This window comes from Chryseobacterium sp. KBW03 (genome assembly GCF_003852415.1).
Classification (GTDB): domain Bacteria; phylum Bacteroidota; class Bacteroidia; order Flavobacteriales; family Weeksellaceae; genus Chryseobacterium; species Chryseobacterium viscerum.
On record NZ_QAJO01000003.1, the window covers coordinates 413,458 to 430,213 of the forward strand.

Below are 16,756 nucleotides of genomic sequence, written 5' to 3' on the forward strand. Positions count from 1 at the left end.
ATGTCAGGAAATTGCCTCAGAATATCCTGATGTACAGCTTGATTATATGTTTGTGGATAATGCCGCGATGCAGCTGATCCTTAACCCTAAGCACTTCGATGTTATTCTGACTGAAAATATGTTTGGGGATATTATTTCAGATGAAGCGAGTGTGATTGGAGGTTCTATCGGGCTTCTGCCATCTGCTTCGGTAGGAGATAAGAATGCTTTATTTGAGCCTATCCATGGGTCTTATCCGCAGGCTAAAGGAAAAGGAATTGCAAATCCTGTTGCCTCTATTTTAAGTGTAGCCATGATGCTGGATCATCTTAATTTACAGGCTGCAGCCAGCAAACTAAGGCAGTCTGTGGAGCATGCTATTGAAAACAAGTATGTTACTGTAGACCTGAATACGAAGCAGTATTACTCAACAAGTGAAGTGGGAAGCTTTATTGCCGACCATATCAGATATTCCGAAAAGTCGTATTACAATTTTGAAAATATCAAGATCGGAAAATCAACTATTGTATAGAAACAAAAAGTTCATTTAGATAGTTAGAAAGAAAAGTTCCGCTTCATATGAGGCGGAACTTTTCGTTTTTTAATTATAAAGAAGCTTTGACAGCTCTTTTATCTTTTTGTATTATCCGTTTTTCCTGATTTGTTTTTTGAAGCCTTTTGAATGTCTTCCTTATCAATTTCAGGTGGATTGGTCTTTTTCGAGGCAGCAGGAATATCCTGGAAATCCTCATTCTGCTTTTTAGTTTCTGCAGTATTGGCAGATTCTTTTTTGTTGGTGTTTCCTTTTGTATTCATGACTTTAAATTTTTAATTTCAAAAATATATGAAATTATCATTCAAAGCGCTTGCCAAAATGGAAAAGCATAAGTTACCCTCCGCGTGTTCCTGATTTCTGGGTTGGTGAACTTTGGAACATCTTCTTTATCACAAGCAGGTTTTTTTGTGGAGAGGTACTGTTAAGATCCTCATCCTGTTTAACCCCCAGTTTTACCGGATTTGTTTGTAGAAGATTTTGGAACATCTTTTTTCTCTGTCTTCTTTGGAGATGGGTTGTTTTCCAAATCTTGATTCTGTAACGTCTCTTCTTTTTCTTTTTTGTCTTCTGTTGAATTCATGATATCAGTATTTAGTCTTAGAGACCTAAGATACCAATTTTTCCTGTCTTATCTTCAATAGTGTAATTCAAAGCTTTTGCCAGAACGAAAATGTTATTAAGATTTTCCATCAGCTGCTTATGTCCTTCACTTCTCAGCTGATTCTGGTCAATAGATTTTTCAGCGGTTTCTTTAGCTTTTTGAGTAACATTCTTAATGTCTTTTTCCTCAATTCGGTTAAAGAAAGAATCATCTAAAGACTGGATTTCAACGCTTGGCGTGATTCTTATATCTGCATCAGGAAGCTCTGTAATCACCAGTTTTTTGTTGATAGAATCTACTTCGATCTTCATTTTGTTAAGATCATAAGAAACCTGCGCATTGGTCTTTGTATAGGTAATAATGCTGTTGCTTGATACCTCCTTGCCAAATACTTCAAATCCCATCTTCGTTTTCTGCATACTGGAGGTATTCTGTTCGATTACCACCATCTTATTCATCTTGGAAATCTGATTGGTCAGGATATAATAATCCGATTTCTCCGTTTTATTTCCCAGGTTTAGGCAGGATTTAAGACCGAAAAACAGCAGTATCACAACGCCGGCGCCGGCTGCAAAAGACAAAATTGTTTTATAATTTCTCAAAATCTATTTAAAAATTTCTTTGATGACAGATGAATCATTTTTTTTCAGAATCTGAACTAAATCTCTTTCAATATATCCAGTAGTAGGCATTTCTATAATTCTCCCCACTTCTTTTCCATATCTTTTCAGGATAATAGTAGGAACTTTCTGAAGATTATAAAGACTTTCATCCCCGGTAGGAGATTCTTTCTTACGGTTTACAGCAATAATGCTTAATTTATTTTCCGGATAATTTACCGTTTCCAATATTTTCATCAGTCTTGGAAAGTCTCTGTGGCTGTCCTCACACCATGTTCCCATAAAAACAATAATGTCATAAGTGCCAATTTTCTCTTTTTTCAATTCACTGACTGCCTTTTGGTCAAGAACATATTCGTCATGTTCTTTTACATACCAATCTGCATAAGGAGCTTTTAAAAACTGCTCTTTCAATTGATTTCCTAAAAGCATTTTGCCGTCTTTCTGGGTGTCAACCTCACGATTCATCACTACTTTTTGAGCGCTCAGCTGCTGAGCGGCTAAAAATAAGCTTGAAAAGGCAACAATATTGGTAATAAATTTCTTCATATTTAGTTTTCGATAATTGATTTTAAATCAGCAGGAGAGTAGTATTTGTTTTTCAATACTTTATGATCTGCCTGTCTGTAAACGTTAAATTTTTCTCCAGACTTTTCATAAAAAGATTCTACTTCCTTTTCTTTATAGAATTCAACAGTTTCCTTTGCCTGCTCTTCATTATCACATGCCTTCGACATATTGGAACGCTGAACTTCGTTGAATAGCTCTACAAATTTGTTGCCAAGTCCGAATTCCAGTACAGCACCACTCAAAACATATTGAAGATCACATAATGCATCCGCAATTTCTACAATATCATTATCTGCAATGGCCTGCTTCAGTTCGTTTAATTCTTCTTGTAAAAGTTCTACTCTCAGATTGCATCTTTCCGGAGAAGGAATTTGTGGGGTATCTAAAATAGGGGCTTTGAAAGTAGTATGGAATTCTGCTACTTGGTTCAAACTATCAATTTTATCCATGAATTTTTTTATTTCCCACAAAGATAGAAAAGGATTTGTAAAATGTGAAATGTATAGCGTAAAAAGAACAGGCTGTCAGGAATCTCAGTCTCTTTCTGACGATTTAAAATTAAAAGGCATTCGGAATTTTGATCGTATCGGTATTCCTTTAATTTTTCCAGGATTCCATTTTACTTTGATTCTTTTCATTATAGATTTTATATCCTCAAAAAACTTTTCACTATTTTCTATCTTAGGTTCAACATCTACATTAGAAATATTGCCATCTGTATCTATGATGAAGGATATAATAAATTTCCCTTTTGGGTTGTAAGATTCCGGATCTATATTGTCTTCCAGTTTTTTGTGGATTTCTTTTCTTAGTTCTCTCAATCCATCAGGCAGTTCAGCAGGCTGATATATTTTTGAAATATCATAGTCAGATTTATAATTTTCAAAAAAATCTTCTGGTAAAAAAGGAAAATCAAAATAGGCGTTAACTTTTTCTCCCTGTTCTTCTGCAGGCTGCCAGTTCTTTAAACTTCCCAGAGATTTGACAGCAAGATTGAAGGCGCATTTGTTTCGTTCTATAGCACTTTCATCACTTTTTTTCTTTATCAAAGATGGTTTACCATTTTCATCTATTTTCAAGGTTACATAATATATTTCGTTTTTATCACAGGGTTTTGTGCCGCTTTTCAAAAAATAGTCCTGCATTTCTGAAGACATTTGAGTGGGCCCTCCTTTATAAGGAAACTGGCCATCAGGGTATTTTGCGAGTGTCTTTTGTGAAAATGCTGATTCAGAGAGTAGAATAAGGAGAAATAAGGTTGTTTTTTTCATTTTAGAAATGTTTCCACGGTTAAGAATCCTTTTAATGAGCAGGATTAGTTTGCTTGCTAAATTAAGAAAAAGTCCACAACTTTCAGGTTGTGGACTTTTCTGTATTCGGTATAAATGATTTCAATTATTCATACTTCCATAAGCCAGAGATACTTAGGATCGATAACCCTGGTTGTTTTTCCCCATAGCTAAATACACCAATGTATTGCGAATGACAGGATGAACAATCGGTGCCAAAATATAAAGTTGGCTGATCATTGACTGTCAATTCTCCGAAATACATCATTCTTTGAGAAGTTTCGCTGACCATTCCGTACTTTAATAATTCACTTTTGGATAAAACCTGATCTTCGTTATATAGTTGAAGTATTGCGAATCCTGATTCGTAGGGTTTTATTTCTACGGTATTTTCATGACCACAACTGCAGCAGGTAAAAGTGGTGATTGCAGAGGGAATGGCTTCATCATTCATGAAAGTACTTTTTGCAACAGAAGCCTTTTTAATAATGCTTATTTTTTTTGATATTGAATACATCTGAATTTTTTATGGCTGAATAACTGTGCCGACTAAGTTAGGATATTTTCCGCTAGGACTTTTCTTAATGGTAATTTTTATATATCCTTCCTGTGCCAGCTTATTCCATGTTTTCTGATACCCTGTATTGATATCAATTGGAATTTTCCACATCGTTTGTTTTCCTTTTCCTGCCTGGTTAAACCAAGGAATAATATCTGCTGTCTGAGTTTTGAACTGCATGGAGTTGTTCAATACATCAATCTCATAATAGAAGTCGTATTTGTCTTCCGCCTGATTTAAAGCCCTCTGGGTAAAAGTATATACATATCCGTTGATAATAGGACTTGTAAAACTTCCTCCTAAAGTAGGAACTCCCGTTCCATTATAGCTCCCGACAGCCCCACTATAACGGTCAAATTTTTGTCCAACCTGTAAAGATACTTCATCAACAATGTTGTATCCGCCGTTTGCAGGAGGCCATCCGCCATTTAAATTATTGGCTTTAAATAAAGATTCCAGTTCGCTCCATTTACCTTGTTTGTAAAGCTCGTAAGCCTGATTTCTGATGGTTTGGCTTACGGTGTTATTGCTGTCGTAGGTTACTGCCAGCTCATCCGCATTTTTGTAGAATACGGTGGTAACATCCGAATTCGTTTCAACTTCATCATCCCTGTCCGAATTACAGGCAACCGAGAGCGAAGTAATCGCTAAAAAAAAAATGTACTTAAATAAATGTTTCATATATAAAATTTAAAATTATTTAAAAATTAGTAAGGTATTAAAGGAGTCTGCCTTTTTGAAACATCATTTTCTTTACAAAAATCTTAAGTGAAATAGTAGTATGAATAGTATTGCTATTTTTCAGCCTGTAAAAGAAAATTTCAGAACTGAAATTGGGTTGAATAATACAGTTTTCTGACAGTAAATTGTTGAAATATCAATTTATGCCAGAATAGGGTCAAAAGAAGCAACTGTATCAGACGTCAAAATAGGGTCTGGAGCTCCCTTAAATACAATCTGGGTAAACGGCACAACAAAATATTGTTATGCAATAAATTTAAATCAAAAAACTCAAATATTAGTAATTTTATTTTAAATAAAATATTTTTAAGAAATTAATTGTAATAATAAATGTATTATGTATGATATTTTACACTATAAAAAAATAAAACTGCCCTCTAAAGGGCAGTTTTTCACATCGTTTAATTTTAAGGTTCTTAGTTTTTAATAAACCTCTTGGATGATTCTCCAATTTGAAGCATATAAGCACCTTTGATAAGATTGCTTACATTTACTGAGCCTCTCTGTAGTTTTCCTGAGTCAATTAGTTTTCCACCCATATCGAAAATCTTATAGTCTTCCGAAGTTGTATTGGAAATATAAAGTACATCTCTAACCGGGTTTGGATAAAGCTTAATATCTGTGATCAGATCTTTTGTGTTCTGAAGATCTCCTTTTCCTGAAGAAACGATATTAAGGGTATAATCTTCAACCTGGCCATAAGTGAAAGCTTCACATGATGAAGTAGGTATTGAGCTGTACTTCATCATCACTCTCATTCTTGTAGATCCCACAGTAGCTGTAGCTGGAATTGTAATAGATCCTGTAACCGGGCTGGTTGTAGAACCTGCTTTTGTCCATGCTAATTCTCCGCTGTCTGTAAAGTCGCCGTCACCGTTATAATCAATATAAACAGCATATGCTTCGCTATATTTTGTAGAAGTCCAAACCGGAGTGATAGAAATAGTGTAAGCACTTCCTCTTGTCACATTGGTAGAAACTGAAGTGAAGTTTTCATAACCTGCTGTTCCTGTAGAAGTGTTATTAATCGATCCGAATGTTACATTTCCGATTCTTTCATCCGCTGTATTGGATGCTGAAGAAGAGCAATATGAAACGGTTCCTCCTGAAAGAGTGGTAACGCTTACTGTATTGCTGGAAACGGAAGCATTTCCTGCTGCATCTTTTGCCTTAACAGAGAAAGAATACGTTGTTGCAGGAGTAAGTCCTGTTACGGTATACGTCGTAGAAGCTGAAGATCCTATTAATGAAGCACCCTGATAGATATCATATCCTGTAACTCCTACATTATCTGTAGCCCCTGACCATGAAAGGTTAGTAGTAGTAGCAGTTGTTCCTGAAGCAGCAAGGGTAGGAGCTGTAGGAGCAACGGTATCAGGTGTTCCGGAACCTGCATTTACAGAGATGTTGGCATTGTTTACATCAAAGAAAATGTGATTGGATCCTTTTACCATGATTCTTCCTGTCGTTGTAGTAGAGTTTGGAATAGTAACAGCCTGCGAACCGTCATTTGGAGTTCCCGCTAATAGAGTAGTCCAGTTATTTCCGCTGTCTGTTGACCAAAGAATATCTACATTGGCTGTATTGACACTATTGGCTGTAGTTCCGGCTACATCCCATGTGATTGTTTGAGAGCTCCCTCCGGCATAAGTGGTTGCTGAGTTTTGTGAAGTTACCAGGAATGGTCCTGCCGTTGAATTCACAGTGATTACAGCATCATCAGAATTATTTCCAGAACCTCCCGCTTTGTTGTCACGAACAGTAAATCTGAAGTTTAATGCTCTGGCCACTGAAGAAAGAGCTTCCACAGTGATTTCAGAACCCGCTGTAGTTGTAGCCCCCGTTAATACAGATGCCATTCTTGGAAAATATCTTGCTGGAGATGTTGTTGGAACCCATGATCTGAAGTTAGGTCCTGAAGCTTTTGTTGCGCTGGCTGCAGAACTTGCTCCTGTTTGGGAAGAAGAAGCATTGTCTATCTGCTCCCAGATGTAGGTTAAAGAATCTCCGTCAGCATCCGTTCCTGTACCTGTCAGTACGAATGGAGTTCCTTTTGGAATTGTATAGTCTAAGCCTGCGTTAGCTGTTGGAATAGAATTTCCTGTATTGGTATTGACAGAGCAGGTTTTAGCTTTAATGTTATTGGTGATCTGCTGAATGCTTATCGCATGGAAAAATGCATCAGAATGCGGTTGGATATCCTGACTGGTAATTCCTGCATACCCCATGATTGTTGATCCTGATCCCGGTTCCATATTGACACCTGTTCCTTCGTTGTTCATAGAGAAGGTGTGGTTTCCTCCGAACTGGTGTCCCATTTCGTGAGCCACATAGTCGATGTCAAAATTATCTCCTGAAGGAATAGCATCTGCCGGAGATGTGTATCCGCTTCCTTTGGATCCGTTTGTACAGATACAGCCGATGCAGCCTGCATTTCCTCCACCTCCTGAAGCACCGAACAAGTGTCCGATGTCGTAATTCGCTTCACCAATTACAGAAGTTAGAGTACTTTGCAATTGAGAATTCCAGCTGCTCATTCCTGAAGCTGCGGAATACGGGTCTGTAGAAGCATTGGTGTAGATTACAGCGTCATTGTTGGCGATCAGAACCATTCTTGCAGCAAAATCTTTTTCAAAAACACCGTTTACACGAGTCATTGTAGTATTCATTGCAGCCAAAGCCTGAGCTTTTGTGCCTCCAAAATAAGTGGTGTATTCTCCTGTACAGGATAGAGCCAGTCTGAATGTTCTCAGTTTGGCATCGTCAGCATTAGGTCTTGCAGCAAGGGCAGAGTTGGAAACCCCTTTCTGTGCAGCATCTACTACGGTACATTCAAACTTGTTAAGATCATCTTTTTTGTCAGATTTTCTGTACACTACATAAGTGGAAAGATCTTTAGTGTAAGGTTCGATGAATACTGCAGATTTATCACCATAAATTTCCATCGATGACAGTCCGAGTGGAGAAACACTGAAATAGACTGTAGAGTTAGGATCATCCAGACCTTCTCCCACATAGGATTTGATATCCGGATATTTTGCTGCCAACTCAGGGGCAAAATTGGAATTCTCCCTCACTTTAAAATTTTCCATTCTGCCTTCAGAATTGGGAAAAGAGATGATGAGTTCTGATTTTTCGCCTGCTGTAAGTCTTTTGGGAGCCTTTGCCAGAACATTTTTCAATCCGTTGATGTTCAGGTTGTACACCTTTGGATTGCTGATGCTGGATTTGTTTTCAAAAATCTCTGATGAAGCCTTTCTGGAGCCTTCGGACCAAAGACGGTCAGTCTGTGCGAAAGAAATACCCGAAATAAGGAGCATTCCAATCAGCGTTAATTGTTTTTTCATATTAAATATTAAATTTGATTGTGGAATATCAAAGCTAATAAAAAATATGTTATTGAAAACTAAATTTTTTAAGAAAATTTTAGACTTTCTATCTAATGTATTATGCAGTGCATTGAGTATAATTGAAAAGGCCTTTCTCTAAAAGAAAAATGACATATACCGCAGCATATGTCATTCTTAGTTTGTTCAATATAATATTTTCAATTACATTTTATCATCAGCAGTGGGACCGTAAAGCCCGGGAACTTTATTTCCGGTTGATCTTAAATAAACAACCAGCTCTCCTCTGTGATGGTACAAATGATTATAAAGAAAGCCTCTTATCACCTGAATCTTTGGAGACGGAGGGAAAAGTACATTCCCGTTCATTTCCATTTTCCACTCATTAAAATAAGTGTTTTCGTCAGAGTTCTCAAGAACTTTCTGTGCATTGGCAACATTTTCTTCAAATTTTGTTAAGATATTTTCAGCTTTTGAAATATCTCCTTTGTCATACTTATACGCACCCATATCAAAAGTATCCTGATTGAAAGTAGATTCGTACCAATTGTATACTTCAGCAATATGAGAAGCGAGCTGACCGGTTGTCCAGTTCTTTTCAGACGGTTTCCAGTCTAGTGCGCTGTCAGGGATTGCCTGTAAAATTTTTCTGGTGTTTTCAGCCTCGTGCAGAAATTCACCTAAAAGTGCCTGTTTAATCATTTGTATTTGTTTTAAAAGTTAAGATTATCTTGTGATATCTCTTCCAATTACCAGTCTCTGGATTTCAGAAGTACCTTCACCGATGGTGCAAAGTTTAGAATCTCTGTAGAACTTTTCAACAGGGAAGTCTTTTGTGTAACCGTATCCTCCGAAAATCTGAACAGCATTGTTGGAAATTCTCACACAAGCTTCAGAAGCATATAGTTTTGCCATAGCTCCTTCTTTTGTCATTTTTTGTTTAGCGTTTTTCAATGTAGAAGCTCTTTGGATAAGAAGTTCTGCAGCATCAATTTCTGTTGCCATATCTGCCAGCATAAAGTTGATTGCCTGGAAATCTGAAATTGGCTTTCCAAACTGATGTCTTTCTTTTGCATATTTCAAAGCAGCTTTATAAGCACCTCTTGCAGTACCTAAACTTAGGGCAGCGATAGAAATTCTACCACCATCCAACACTTTCATTGCCTGTTTGAAACCTTCTCCTACTTCTCCTAAACGGTGAGAATCTGGTACACGTACATTATCAAAAATCAGTTCTGCGGTTTCAGAAGCACGCATTCCTAATTTATTTTCTTTTTTCCCGGAAGTAAAACCAGGCATTCCTTTTTCTAAAACAAAAGCGGTAGAGTTATTCTTAGCCCCTATTTCTCCTGTTCTTGTCATTACTACGGCAATATCTCCTGAAATAGCGTGAGTAATAAAGTTTTTAGCTCCACTGATGATCCACTCATCACCATCCTTTACAGCTGTAGTAGACATTCCTCCTGAGTCTGAACCTGTGTTGTGCTCTGTAAGTCCCCAAGCTCCGATTACTTTTCCGGAAGCTAGCTGAGGAAGCCATTTGTGTCTCTGCTCTTCATTTCCAAATTCATAGATGTGGTTGGTGCAAAGTGAGTTGTGTGCTGCTACAGAAAGACCAATAGATGGGTCAACCTGAGAAATTTCGTCCAGAATAGTAACATATTCATGATATCCTAAGCCGGAACCTCCATATTGTTCAGGAACTACGATCCCCATGAAACCCATTTCACCTAATTGGTGGAACAGATCTTTAGGAAATGTTTGGCTTTCATCCCATTCCATAATGTTCGGTCTGATATTCTTTTCCGCAAATTCTCTAGCCGTCTCCGCTATCATTTTGATGTTGTCAATAGTCTCTGTATTCATATGATAATAATAGTTAGTTCCCAAAGATAACCAAATTGGCGGAATGCTAAAAAAAATTATTTCATTCATAATATTTAGAGGGCAATTCTATTAATTTTCAATTTTTTATATTTTAAAAATTAATACTTTCGTAATAAAATATTCTGCCTTTTGCGTTTTTTATTTCACTATTTTAGTCCCCCAATTTTTAAGGCATGAAAAAAATTCTACTTCCTATCATTTTAATTTCCTCTTATTTTTCTGCGCAGGCTCCTGCCGGATATTATAACGGAACAGCCGGATTGACGGGGTATGCCCTGAAATCGAAACTTCACGATATTATCTCGGAAAAAATGGTCAATTGGCATTATGATGATCTTAAATCGTTATATGGCCAGACTGATCTTGACAAATATTATGATCATGATGCTTCCAATACTCAGTATCTGCTGGATATCTATTCTGAAATCCCTTCTGGGCCGGATGCTTATGAGTATACATTAGATCAGTTAATAAGTACTGCAGGAGCAGAAGGACTAGGGTATAACAGAGAGCATATGATGCCGCAAAGTACGTTCAGTACAAGTTCATCAATCAGCGATTATCCAATGTATTCTGATCTGAATTTTATTATCCCGGCTGATGCAAGGATTAATCAGTTAAGGAATAACTATCCTTATGGAATAGGAAACAGTACGAATCATTATATTTTCAGCAATACTTCGAGGATGTCTAATGCGGCCATTCCCAATTATCCTTATACCGGAAGAGTTTATGAACCTATTAATGAGTTTAAAGGTGATATTGCAAGGACTTTATTATACTTTGCAGTGAGATATGAAGGGAAATTGGGTTCGTTTAATACGGCTTATAGCACATCTGCAAACATAACACCTGCTACAGACCAATGTCCGCTTGACGGAACAGAAGAAAGAGCCGTTGATCTTGCTTATGTTGCCATGCTGAAACAATGGAGTACAGCGGATCCTGTTTCTCAAAGGGAAATTGATAGAAATAACAGCATCTATACCATACAGAAAAACAGAAACCCATTTATTGATCATCCTGAATGGATTAATATAATTTGGTCTGAAACGCCGGACAGTGTTGCTCCGGCAGCTCCAGGATCACTGGTTTCAACCCAGCAGAATGCTTATTTTGTGAATTTGAACTGGACTGCTTCTCCTGATACCGATGTGCTGGGATACAGAGTGTATATGAATGGTTCCGCAACGCCTGTTGCAGTTACAAAAGGAACTTCTGTAAGTATCGATCACCTGAGTCCGTCAACCACTTATACTTTTACCGTAAAAGCTTTTGATAAAGGATATTTAGAATCTCCGGTCAGTAATACGGTTACAGCTTCAACAATTGCTTCGGATTCTTATGCTCCGGATCTTATGATTACAAAGTATATATCAGGAACCAATAACAGCAACAATACCATTAAGAATAACGCGCTGGAAATCGTTAATAAGACAGGGCATGAAGTTAATCTGAATAATTACAGGATTAATATTCAGTTTAAAAATAACAGCTCAGGAGCCATCTATAGTGGAGATACCTATGAACTGGAAGGTAAGGTAGGGAATAATGAAACTTTTGTTATTTTGAATCCAAAAGCTACTTTATCGTGTTATACCAATGATCAGGCAAGATTTGTAACAGCTTCTGATCCTTTGACGTTTACCGGAGGCAACTACGTAGAGCTTGCTTATAATAAGACGGTTACAATAGATGCTATTGGGGTAAAATATACAACGAACAATAACGGCAATGTATCTTTGTATAGAAAAAGTACAATCAATAAGCCTGCAGATACCTTTAATATCAGTGAGTGGGATTCTTATCCTTCTAATTATTGTCAAAATCTGGGTGGTACCCTGTCTGCTTCGGAATTGATTGCTTCTCATAATGAATTTACAATCTATCCAAACCCGGTTTATGATAACCTTTATGTAAAAGGAGAAACGGAAAAAATAAAAACAGCCCAAATTATAGATCTTTCCGGAAAAGTGATTTATATAGAAAAAGATCCGTTCAGAAATAAGAAAAACATTTCTGTACAAGGAATTCCGACAGGAATGTATTTCTTAAAACTTGATGAGAATGCCCATCAGTTTATCAAAAAATAAAAGCTTCTCAGTATTTAAATAATAATCATTTTTGTGACAAGCCAAACCTCACAGGTTTTTAAAACCTGTGAGGTTTATTTTTTATAATAGGTAAAGGAAGAAATGGCTTCACCTTGCCCTCGATGACGGTTTTAGCCCTGATAGAAGCGGTTACCCCGGAGCATGGCGGTAGGGTTGGAGGATTAAGGGGTTGGGATAGCAAGGAGCGAGGAGTATGAGCGGATAGCAGGAATAGCTTCTCACTAAAAAAATGAAAAAAAGTAGAGTTAAAGGAAATGTAATTTTAAAAATTTTCTCCGTTTTTTGTTTTTATATAATTTTGCAATTTTATATAAAGTCTTAAAAACCTTATGTTTACTGCATAATCGATATAAGTAGATTCACTAATAATCAATATCTATAAGTGTTTCTGCTTATATTTTTTATATATAAGTAATTATGCTTATATTTGCAGTATGATAGCGGTCATTACCGGTGATATTATAAATTCACAGCATGCGGATACTGAAGTTTGGATTACCAGACTAAAACATCTTCTCGAAAAATGGGGGAGCGCTCCTCTCACATGGGAAATCTACAGGGGAGATGAGTTTCAGTTCAAATGCAATATTGATGACGTTTTCTGGCGTTTTCTAGCCATAAAATCTCTTATTAAAAGTCAGGAAAATTTAGATGTAAGAATGGCCATAGGTATTGGTGAGGAAAGTTTTTCTTCTGAGAAGATCACTGAATCCAATGGTACCGCGTATGTCAATTCCGGCAGACTTTTGAATGACCTTAAAAATGACGGCCACACCGTGGCTATCAAAACATCCAGTGACCCGGTTGACAGAGATCTTAATATTCTGTTGAAATGGTCGTCTAAAGATTTTGATAACTGGACCATGGCTACGTCAGAGATTATTCATGAAATGATCATGAACCAGGATATTACGCAGGAAGATCTTGCCAAGAGATTTGCTATTTCACAGTCTTCTGTAAGCCAGAGACTGAAGCGAGCCAACTATGAGCTCATCGTGGAAACCAACCAGTATTTCAGAAAGAAAATCTCAGAACTATAGGCATGATCTTTATCAAACTCATATTGGCACATCTACTCGGAGATTTTATACTTCAGCCAAATTCATGGGTTGCAGATAAGGAAAATTATAAACTAAAAAGTAAGTTTTTATACTTTCATATTCTGATTCACATCGCTTTAAGCCTTATTTTTCTTTGGGATCTGCAGCTTTGGTGGGTGGCTGTTTTGGTGGGGATTACTCATTTTATGATAGATGCCGCAAAGCTTAGCTTTCAGAATGTAAAAACTAAAAAAACATGGTTTTTCATTGATCAGTTGCTGCATGTTCTGGTTATTGCGGGAGTTTCTTTTTATTTTCAGGAATTCAGCTTCAGCTTTTTACAAAATCAGGAATTTTTAAAGCTCATCATGGCTGCATTGTTTCTGACAACACCTGCTTCTATTTTTATCAAAATATTATTGTCATCCTGGACTCCTGCTCCGGATGGCCCCAACACTATTCAAACCGAATCTTTATCAAGTGCCGGAAAATATATCGGAATTTTAGAACGTCTGCTGGTTTTCACCTTTATCATGGTGAATCACTGGGAGGGCGTAGGGTTCATGGTAGCTGCCAAATCTGTTTTCAGGTTCAGCGACCTTGCACAGGCAAAACAGAGAAAACTTACGGAATATGTATTAATTGGTACACTGCTGAGTTTTGGGCTGGCTGTCTTAACAGGAATAATAATAAAATAAATCAATAAATCTAACTACAATTTAGAAAGTAAAATTATGAGTCAAAAGAAAGAAATGTTGTACGAGGGGAAAGCAAAACAGGTATTTGCTACCGATAATCCTGATGAAGTAGTAGTGCGTTTCAAAGACGATGCTACAGCATTTAATGCTCAAAAGAAAGGTCAGGTTGATCTGAAAGGGGAAATGAACAATGCTATTACAACCCTTATTTTTGAATATTTAAATGAAAAAGGGATCAAAACTCATTTCATCAAACAATTGGACGAAAGAGAGCAGTTGGTAAGAAAAGTATCTATCATTCCTTTGGAAATGGTAGTGAGAAACTACTCTGCAGGAAGTATGGCACAAAGATTAGGAGTGGAAGAAGGAATAAAATCTCCGGTAACGATCTTCGATATCTGCTACAAAAAAGACGAATTGGGAGATCCGCTTATCAACGATCACCACGCTGTTTTCTTAGGTGCTGCTACGTATGAAGAGCTTGACGAAATGTATGAGCTAACTTCAGACATCAACGAGATCCTTATCGACCTGTTTGACAAAATCAATATCATCCTGGTAGATTTCAAAATCGAACTGGGTAAAACTTCAGACGGAGAAATCATCTTAGCTGACGAAATTTCTCCTGATACTTGCAGACTATGGGATAAAGATACCATGAAAAAATTAGATAAAGACAGATTCAGAAGAGACTTAGGAGAAGTTACTGAAGCTTATGTTGAGATCTATAACCGATTGAAGAACTTACTTGCAAAATAATTTTAGAAATTAGAAGTTAGATATTAGAAATTAGTATGAAATCGCACCGGATAGAAGATTTGAAAGTCTGGAACAAATCAATGGCTTTAGTTAAAGAGGTTTATGTGATCTCAGCTGAATTGCCAGTGGAAGAAAAATTCGGACTACAATCTCAAATCAGAAGATGTGCTGTTTCAATACCGTCTAATATTGCAGAAGGAGCCGGAAGAAATAATAAAAATGAATTTTACCAGTTTCTCGGAATTGCGTTTGGTTCTACCTATGAACTACAAACACAGCTTCAGTTATTGATTGATTTGAATTTTATTTCTGAAACAAAAATAGCTCCCTTAAAAGAACTTTTAGCTGAAATTCAGAAAATGATCTATTCATTAAAAGCAAGTTTAAAATTATAATTGAAGTTAACTTAGACTAATTTCTAACATCTAATATCTAACTTCTAATCATTAGAAAAAATAGAAATGAAAAGTTTAGACATTCATAAAAGTGAATATTTAAAACAGTTTGAAACCCAGACTTACGGGAGAAATCTTTTCAGAACTCAGGAAGAGGAAAGATTGGATGCTCCTAATGAAGAATGTGGGATCTTCGGATTGTATTCGGATAATGATCTGGATACTTTCTCTCTTTCACAGTTCGGGCTTTTTGCATTACAGCACAGAGGTCAGGAGGCTTGTGGTATTTCCGTTTTAAAAGATGGAAGAATTACCAACATGAAAGACGAAGGACTGGTTTTAGATGTTTATAAAGACATTCAGGAACCTGAAACTTTTATGGGAAATTCTGCAATTGGGCATACCCGTTATACCACTGCAGGAGATAAAAAGAAATATAACTTCCAGCCATTTTTCGCGAAAAACGAATATGACCAGATTATACTTTCTATAGCACACAATGGTAACCTTACCAATGCGAGAGAACTAAAAACAGAATTAGAAGCTGAAGGCGTGGTTTTCAGAGCTACATCCGATTCTGAGGTGATCCTGAGACTGATCCAGAAAAACCTTGATTTAGGTCTCCGTGGAGCGATTAAAGCAACGATGGAAAAGATCGAAGGAGCTTATTCTGTTGTTGGGATGACAAGAAACAAATTCTTTGCATTCAGAGACTTCAACGGAATTCGTCCATTGGTGTTAGGAGCTATCGACGAAAGATCTTACGTAGTTGCTTCAGAGTCTGTTGCACTGGATGCAGTAGGAGCTCAGTATGTACGTGATATCCTTCCGGGAGAGATCATTTATACCAATGAAAACGAACCTGGAAAACTTCACTCTTACATGATGGATGAGGCGAAAGGAAAGCAGAGAATCTGTTCTTTTGAATACATTTATTTTGCAAGACCTGACTCTACCTTAGAAAACATCAATGTATATGAGATCAGAGAAAAATCAGGGGAGAAGATCTGGGAGCAGGCTCCTGTAGATGCCGATTTGGTTATTGGGGTTCCGGATTCCGGAGTTCCGGCTGCAATTGGTTTCTCTAAGGCTTCAGGAATACCTTTCCGTCCTGTTTTGATCAAAAACAGATATATCGGAAGAAGTTTCATCGTTCCTACGCAGGAAATGAGAGAAAGGGTAGTAAACCTTAAGCTGAACCCGATCATCTCTGAAATGAAGGATAAGAGAGTAGTTATCATTGATGACTCTATTGTTCGTGGGACAACATCAAAAAGACTGGTTAAAATTTTAAAAGATGCAGGCGTAAAAGAGATCCACTTCAGAAGTGTTTCTCCACCTATTATTGCTCCATGTTATCTGGGAATTGATACTCCGTCTAAAGATGATTTGATCTCTGCGAATATGACTACAGAGGAACTTAAAAACTATCTGGGAGTAGATTCTTTAGAGTTTTTAAGTATTGATAACCTGAAAACTATTTTAGGATCTGCTAATCACTGCTTCGGATGCTTTACTGAAGAATATCCGGTAGAAAAAGGAGAGGAGGTAGAATTATTCAACTAATATTTTTATTGAAATATAAAAACAAAAAGAGTCAG

The 16,756-nt window shown here is 36.9% G+C and carries 18 protein-coding genes; 7 read left to right on the forward strand and 11 right to left on the reverse strand.

The annotated features are described in order from the left end of the window. Positions 1–511 (forward strand): isocitrate/isopropylmalate family dehydrogenase (locus DBR39_RS24460; RefSeq protein WP_262697055.1); only part of this gene is annotated, 511 nt, incomplete at its 5' end. Positions 512–609: 98 nt separating this feature from the next. Here DBR39_RS24460 and DBR39_RS05755 read toward each other — a convergent pair. The 11 genes from DBR39_RS05755 to DBR39_RS05800 form a co-directional block, all read right to left on the reverse strand. Continuing rightward, positions 610–795: a hypothetical protein gene (locus DBR39_RS05755; protein WP_103234663.1), complete on the reverse strand. Its 186-nt coding sequence runs from the start codon at positions 793–795 to the stop codon at positions 610–612. Positions 796–974: 179 nt separating this feature from the next. Continuing rightward, on the reverse strand, positions 975–1,115 hold the full coding sequence (locus tag DBR39_RS24185; protein ID WP_185147139.1) for a hypothetical protein: 141 nt from the start codon (positions 1,113–1,115) through the stop codon (positions 975–977). Between the two features lie 17 nt (positions 1,116–1,132). Then, positions 1,133–1,738 (reverse strand): DUF4230 domain-containing protein, encoded by a 606-nt coding sequence (locus DBR39_RS05760; RefSeq protein ID WP_124531284.1) that lies wholly within the window; start codon positions 1,736–1,738, stop codon positions 1,133–1,135. Between the two features lie 3 nt (positions 1,739–1,741). Next, positions 1,742–2,305 (reverse strand): TlpA family protein disulfide reductase, encoded by a 564-nt coding sequence (locus DBR39_RS05765; RefSeq protein ID WP_124531286.1) that lies wholly within the window; start codon positions 2,303–2,305, stop codon positions 1,742–1,744. Between the two features lie 2 nt (positions 2,306–2,307). Then, positions 2,308–2,775 (reverse strand): nucleoside triphosphate pyrophosphohydrolase family protein, encoded by a 468-nt coding sequence (locus DBR39_RS05770; RefSeq protein ID WP_124531288.1) that lies wholly within the window; start codon positions 2,773–2,775, stop codon positions 2,308–2,310. A gap of 84 nt (positions 2,776–2,859) precedes the next feature. Next, complete coding sequence (locus tag DBR39_RS05775; RefSeq protein ID WP_124531290.1) at positions 2,860–3,597, reverse strand: hypothetical protein; 738 nt, start codon at positions 3,595–3,597, stop codon at positions 2,860–2,862. 124 nt (positions 3,598–3,721) lie between these two features. After that, the gene (locus tag DBR39_RS05780; protein WP_124531292.1) at positions 3,722–4,132 is read right to left on the reverse strand and encodes a hypothetical protein; all 411 of its coding nucleotides are present in this window, start codon (positions 4,130–4,132) and stop codon (positions 3,722–3,724) included. 9 nt (positions 4,133–4,141) lie between these two features. Further along, positions 4,142–4,855 (reverse strand): glycohydrolase toxin TNT-related protein, encoded by a 714-nt coding sequence (locus DBR39_RS05785; protein ID WP_124531294.1) that lies wholly within the window; start codon positions 4,853–4,855, stop codon positions 4,142–4,144. A 476-nt stretch (positions 4,856–5,331) separates the two neighbouring features. Further along, a complete protein-coding gene (locus tag DBR39_RS05790; protein ID WP_124531296.1) occupies positions 5,332–8,262 on the reverse strand; it encodes a reprolysin-like metallopeptidase in 2,931 nt (976 codons plus the stop codon). Positions 8,263–8,466: 204 nt separating this feature from the next. Continuing rightward, positions 8,467–8,964: a DinB family protein gene (locus tag DBR39_RS05795; protein WP_124531298.1), complete on the reverse strand. Its 498-nt coding sequence runs from the start codon at positions 8,962–8,964 to the stop codon at positions 8,467–8,469. 24 nt (positions 8,965–8,988) lie between these two features. Then, positions 8,989–10,128 (reverse strand): acyl-CoA dehydrogenase family protein, encoded by a 1,140-nt coding sequence (locus tag DBR39_RS05800; protein ID WP_124532050.1) that lies wholly within the window; start codon positions 10,126–10,128, stop codon positions 8,989–8,991. A gap of 194 nt (positions 10,129–10,322) precedes the next feature. On the opposite strand from DBR39_RS05800, the gene DBR39_RS05805 reads away from it, so the two are divergent. The 6 genes from DBR39_RS05805 (at position 10,323) to purF (ending at position 16,721) form a co-directional block, all read left to right on the forward strand. Beyond that, positions 10,323–12,242 (forward strand): endonuclease, encoded by a 1,920-nt coding sequence (locus tag DBR39_RS05805; RefSeq protein WP_124531300.1) that lies wholly within the window; start codon positions 10,323–10,325, stop codon positions 12,240–12,242. Between the two features lie 455 nt (positions 12,243–12,697). Continuing rightward, the gene (locus DBR39_RS05810) at positions 12,698–13,303 is read left to right on the forward strand and encodes a SatD family protein (protein WP_124531302.1); all 606 of its coding nucleotides are present in this window, start codon (positions 12,698–12,700) and stop codon (positions 13,301–13,303) included. A 2-nt stretch (positions 13,304–13,305) separates the two neighbouring features. After that, positions 13,306–14,001 carry a DUF3307 domain-containing protein gene (locus DBR39_RS05815; protein WP_124531304.1) on the forward strand — a complete coding sequence of 232 codons (696 nt, stop codon included), beginning with the start codon at positions 13,306–13,308 and terminating at the stop codon, positions 13,999–14,001. A 36-nt stretch (positions 14,002–14,037) separates the two neighbouring features. After that, entirely contained in the window at positions 14,038–14,760 is a 723-nt protein-coding gene (gene purC, locus DBR39_RS05820) for a phosphoribosylaminoimidazolesuccinocarboxamide synthase (protein WP_065397805.1), read from the forward strand. Between the two features lie 35 nt (positions 14,761–14,795). Next, on the forward strand, positions 14,796–15,155 hold the full coding sequence (locus tag DBR39_RS05825) for a four helix bundle protein (protein ID WP_109738946.1): 360 nt from the start codon (positions 14,796–14,798) through the stop codon (positions 15,153–15,155). 66 nt (positions 15,156–15,221) lie between these two features. Continuing rightward, positions 15,222–16,721 (forward strand): amidophosphoribosyltransferase, encoded by a 1,500-nt coding sequence (purF, locus tag DBR39_RS05830; RefSeq protein ID WP_103233784.1) that lies wholly within the window; start codon positions 15,222–15,224, stop codon positions 16,719–16,721. Positions 16,722–16,756 lie beyond the last annotated feature (35 nt).

Coding starts and splice junctions, on each gene's coding strand:
- DBR39_RS05755 (WP_103234663.1), bottom strand. CDS start 795: ATGAATACAAAAGGAAACACCAACAAAAAAGAATCTGCCAATACTGCA.
- DBR39_RS24185 (WP_185147139.1), bottom strand. CDS start 1,115: ATGAATTCAACAGAAGACAAAAAAGAAAAAGAAGAGACGTTACAGAAT.
- DBR39_RS05765 (WP_124531286.1), bottom strand. CDS start 2,305: ATGAAGAAATTTATTACCAATATTGTTGCCTTTTCAAGCTTATTTTTA.
- DBR39_RS05770 (WP_124531288.1), bottom strand. CDS start 2,775: ATGGATAAAATTGATAGTTTGAACCAAGTAGCAGAATTCCATACTACT.
- DBR39_RS05775 (WP_124531290.1), bottom strand. CDS start 3,597: ATGAAAAAAACAACCTTATTTCTCCTTATTCTACTCTCTGAATCAGCA.
- DBR39_RS05780 (WP_124531292.1), bottom strand. CDS start 4,132: ATGTATTCAATATCAAAAAAAATAAGCATTATTAAAAAGGCTTCTGTT.
- DBR39_RS05785 (WP_124531294.1), bottom strand. CDS start 4,855: ATGAAACATTTATTTAAGTACATTTTTTTTTTAGCGATTACTTCGCTC.
- DBR39_RS05790 (WP_124531296.1), bottom strand. CDS start 8,262: ATGAAAAAACAATTAACGCTGATTGGAATGCTCCTTATTTCGGGTATT.
- DBR39_RS05795 (WP_124531298.1), bottom strand. CDS start 8,964: ATGATTAAACAGGCACTTTTAGGTGAATTTCTGCACGAGGCTGAAAAC.
- DBR39_RS05800 (WP_124532050.1), bottom strand. CDS start 10,128: ATGAATACAGAGACTATTGACAACATCAAAATGATAGCGGAGACGGCT.
- DBR39_RS05805 (WP_124531300.1), top strand. CDS start 10,323: ATGAAAAAAATTCTACTTCCTATCATTTTAATTTCCTCTTATTTTTCT.
- DBR39_RS05810 (WP_124531302.1), top strand. CDS start 12,698: ATGATAGCGGTCATTACCGGTGATATTATAAATTCACAGCATGCGGAT.
- DBR39_RS05815 (WP_124531304.1), top strand. CDS start 13,306: ATGATCTTTATCAAACTCATATTGGCACATCTACTCGGAGATTTTATA.
- purC (WP_065397805.1), top strand. CDS start 14,038: ATGAGTCAAAAGAAAGAAATGTTGTACGAGGGGAAAGCAAAACAGGTA.
- DBR39_RS05825 (WP_109738946.1), top strand. CDS start 14,796: ATGAAATCGCACCGGATAGAAGATTTGAAAGTCTGGAACAAATCAATG.
- purF (WP_103233784.1), top strand. CDS start 15,222: ATGAAAAGTTTAGACATTCATAAAAGTGAATATTTAAAACAGTTTGAA.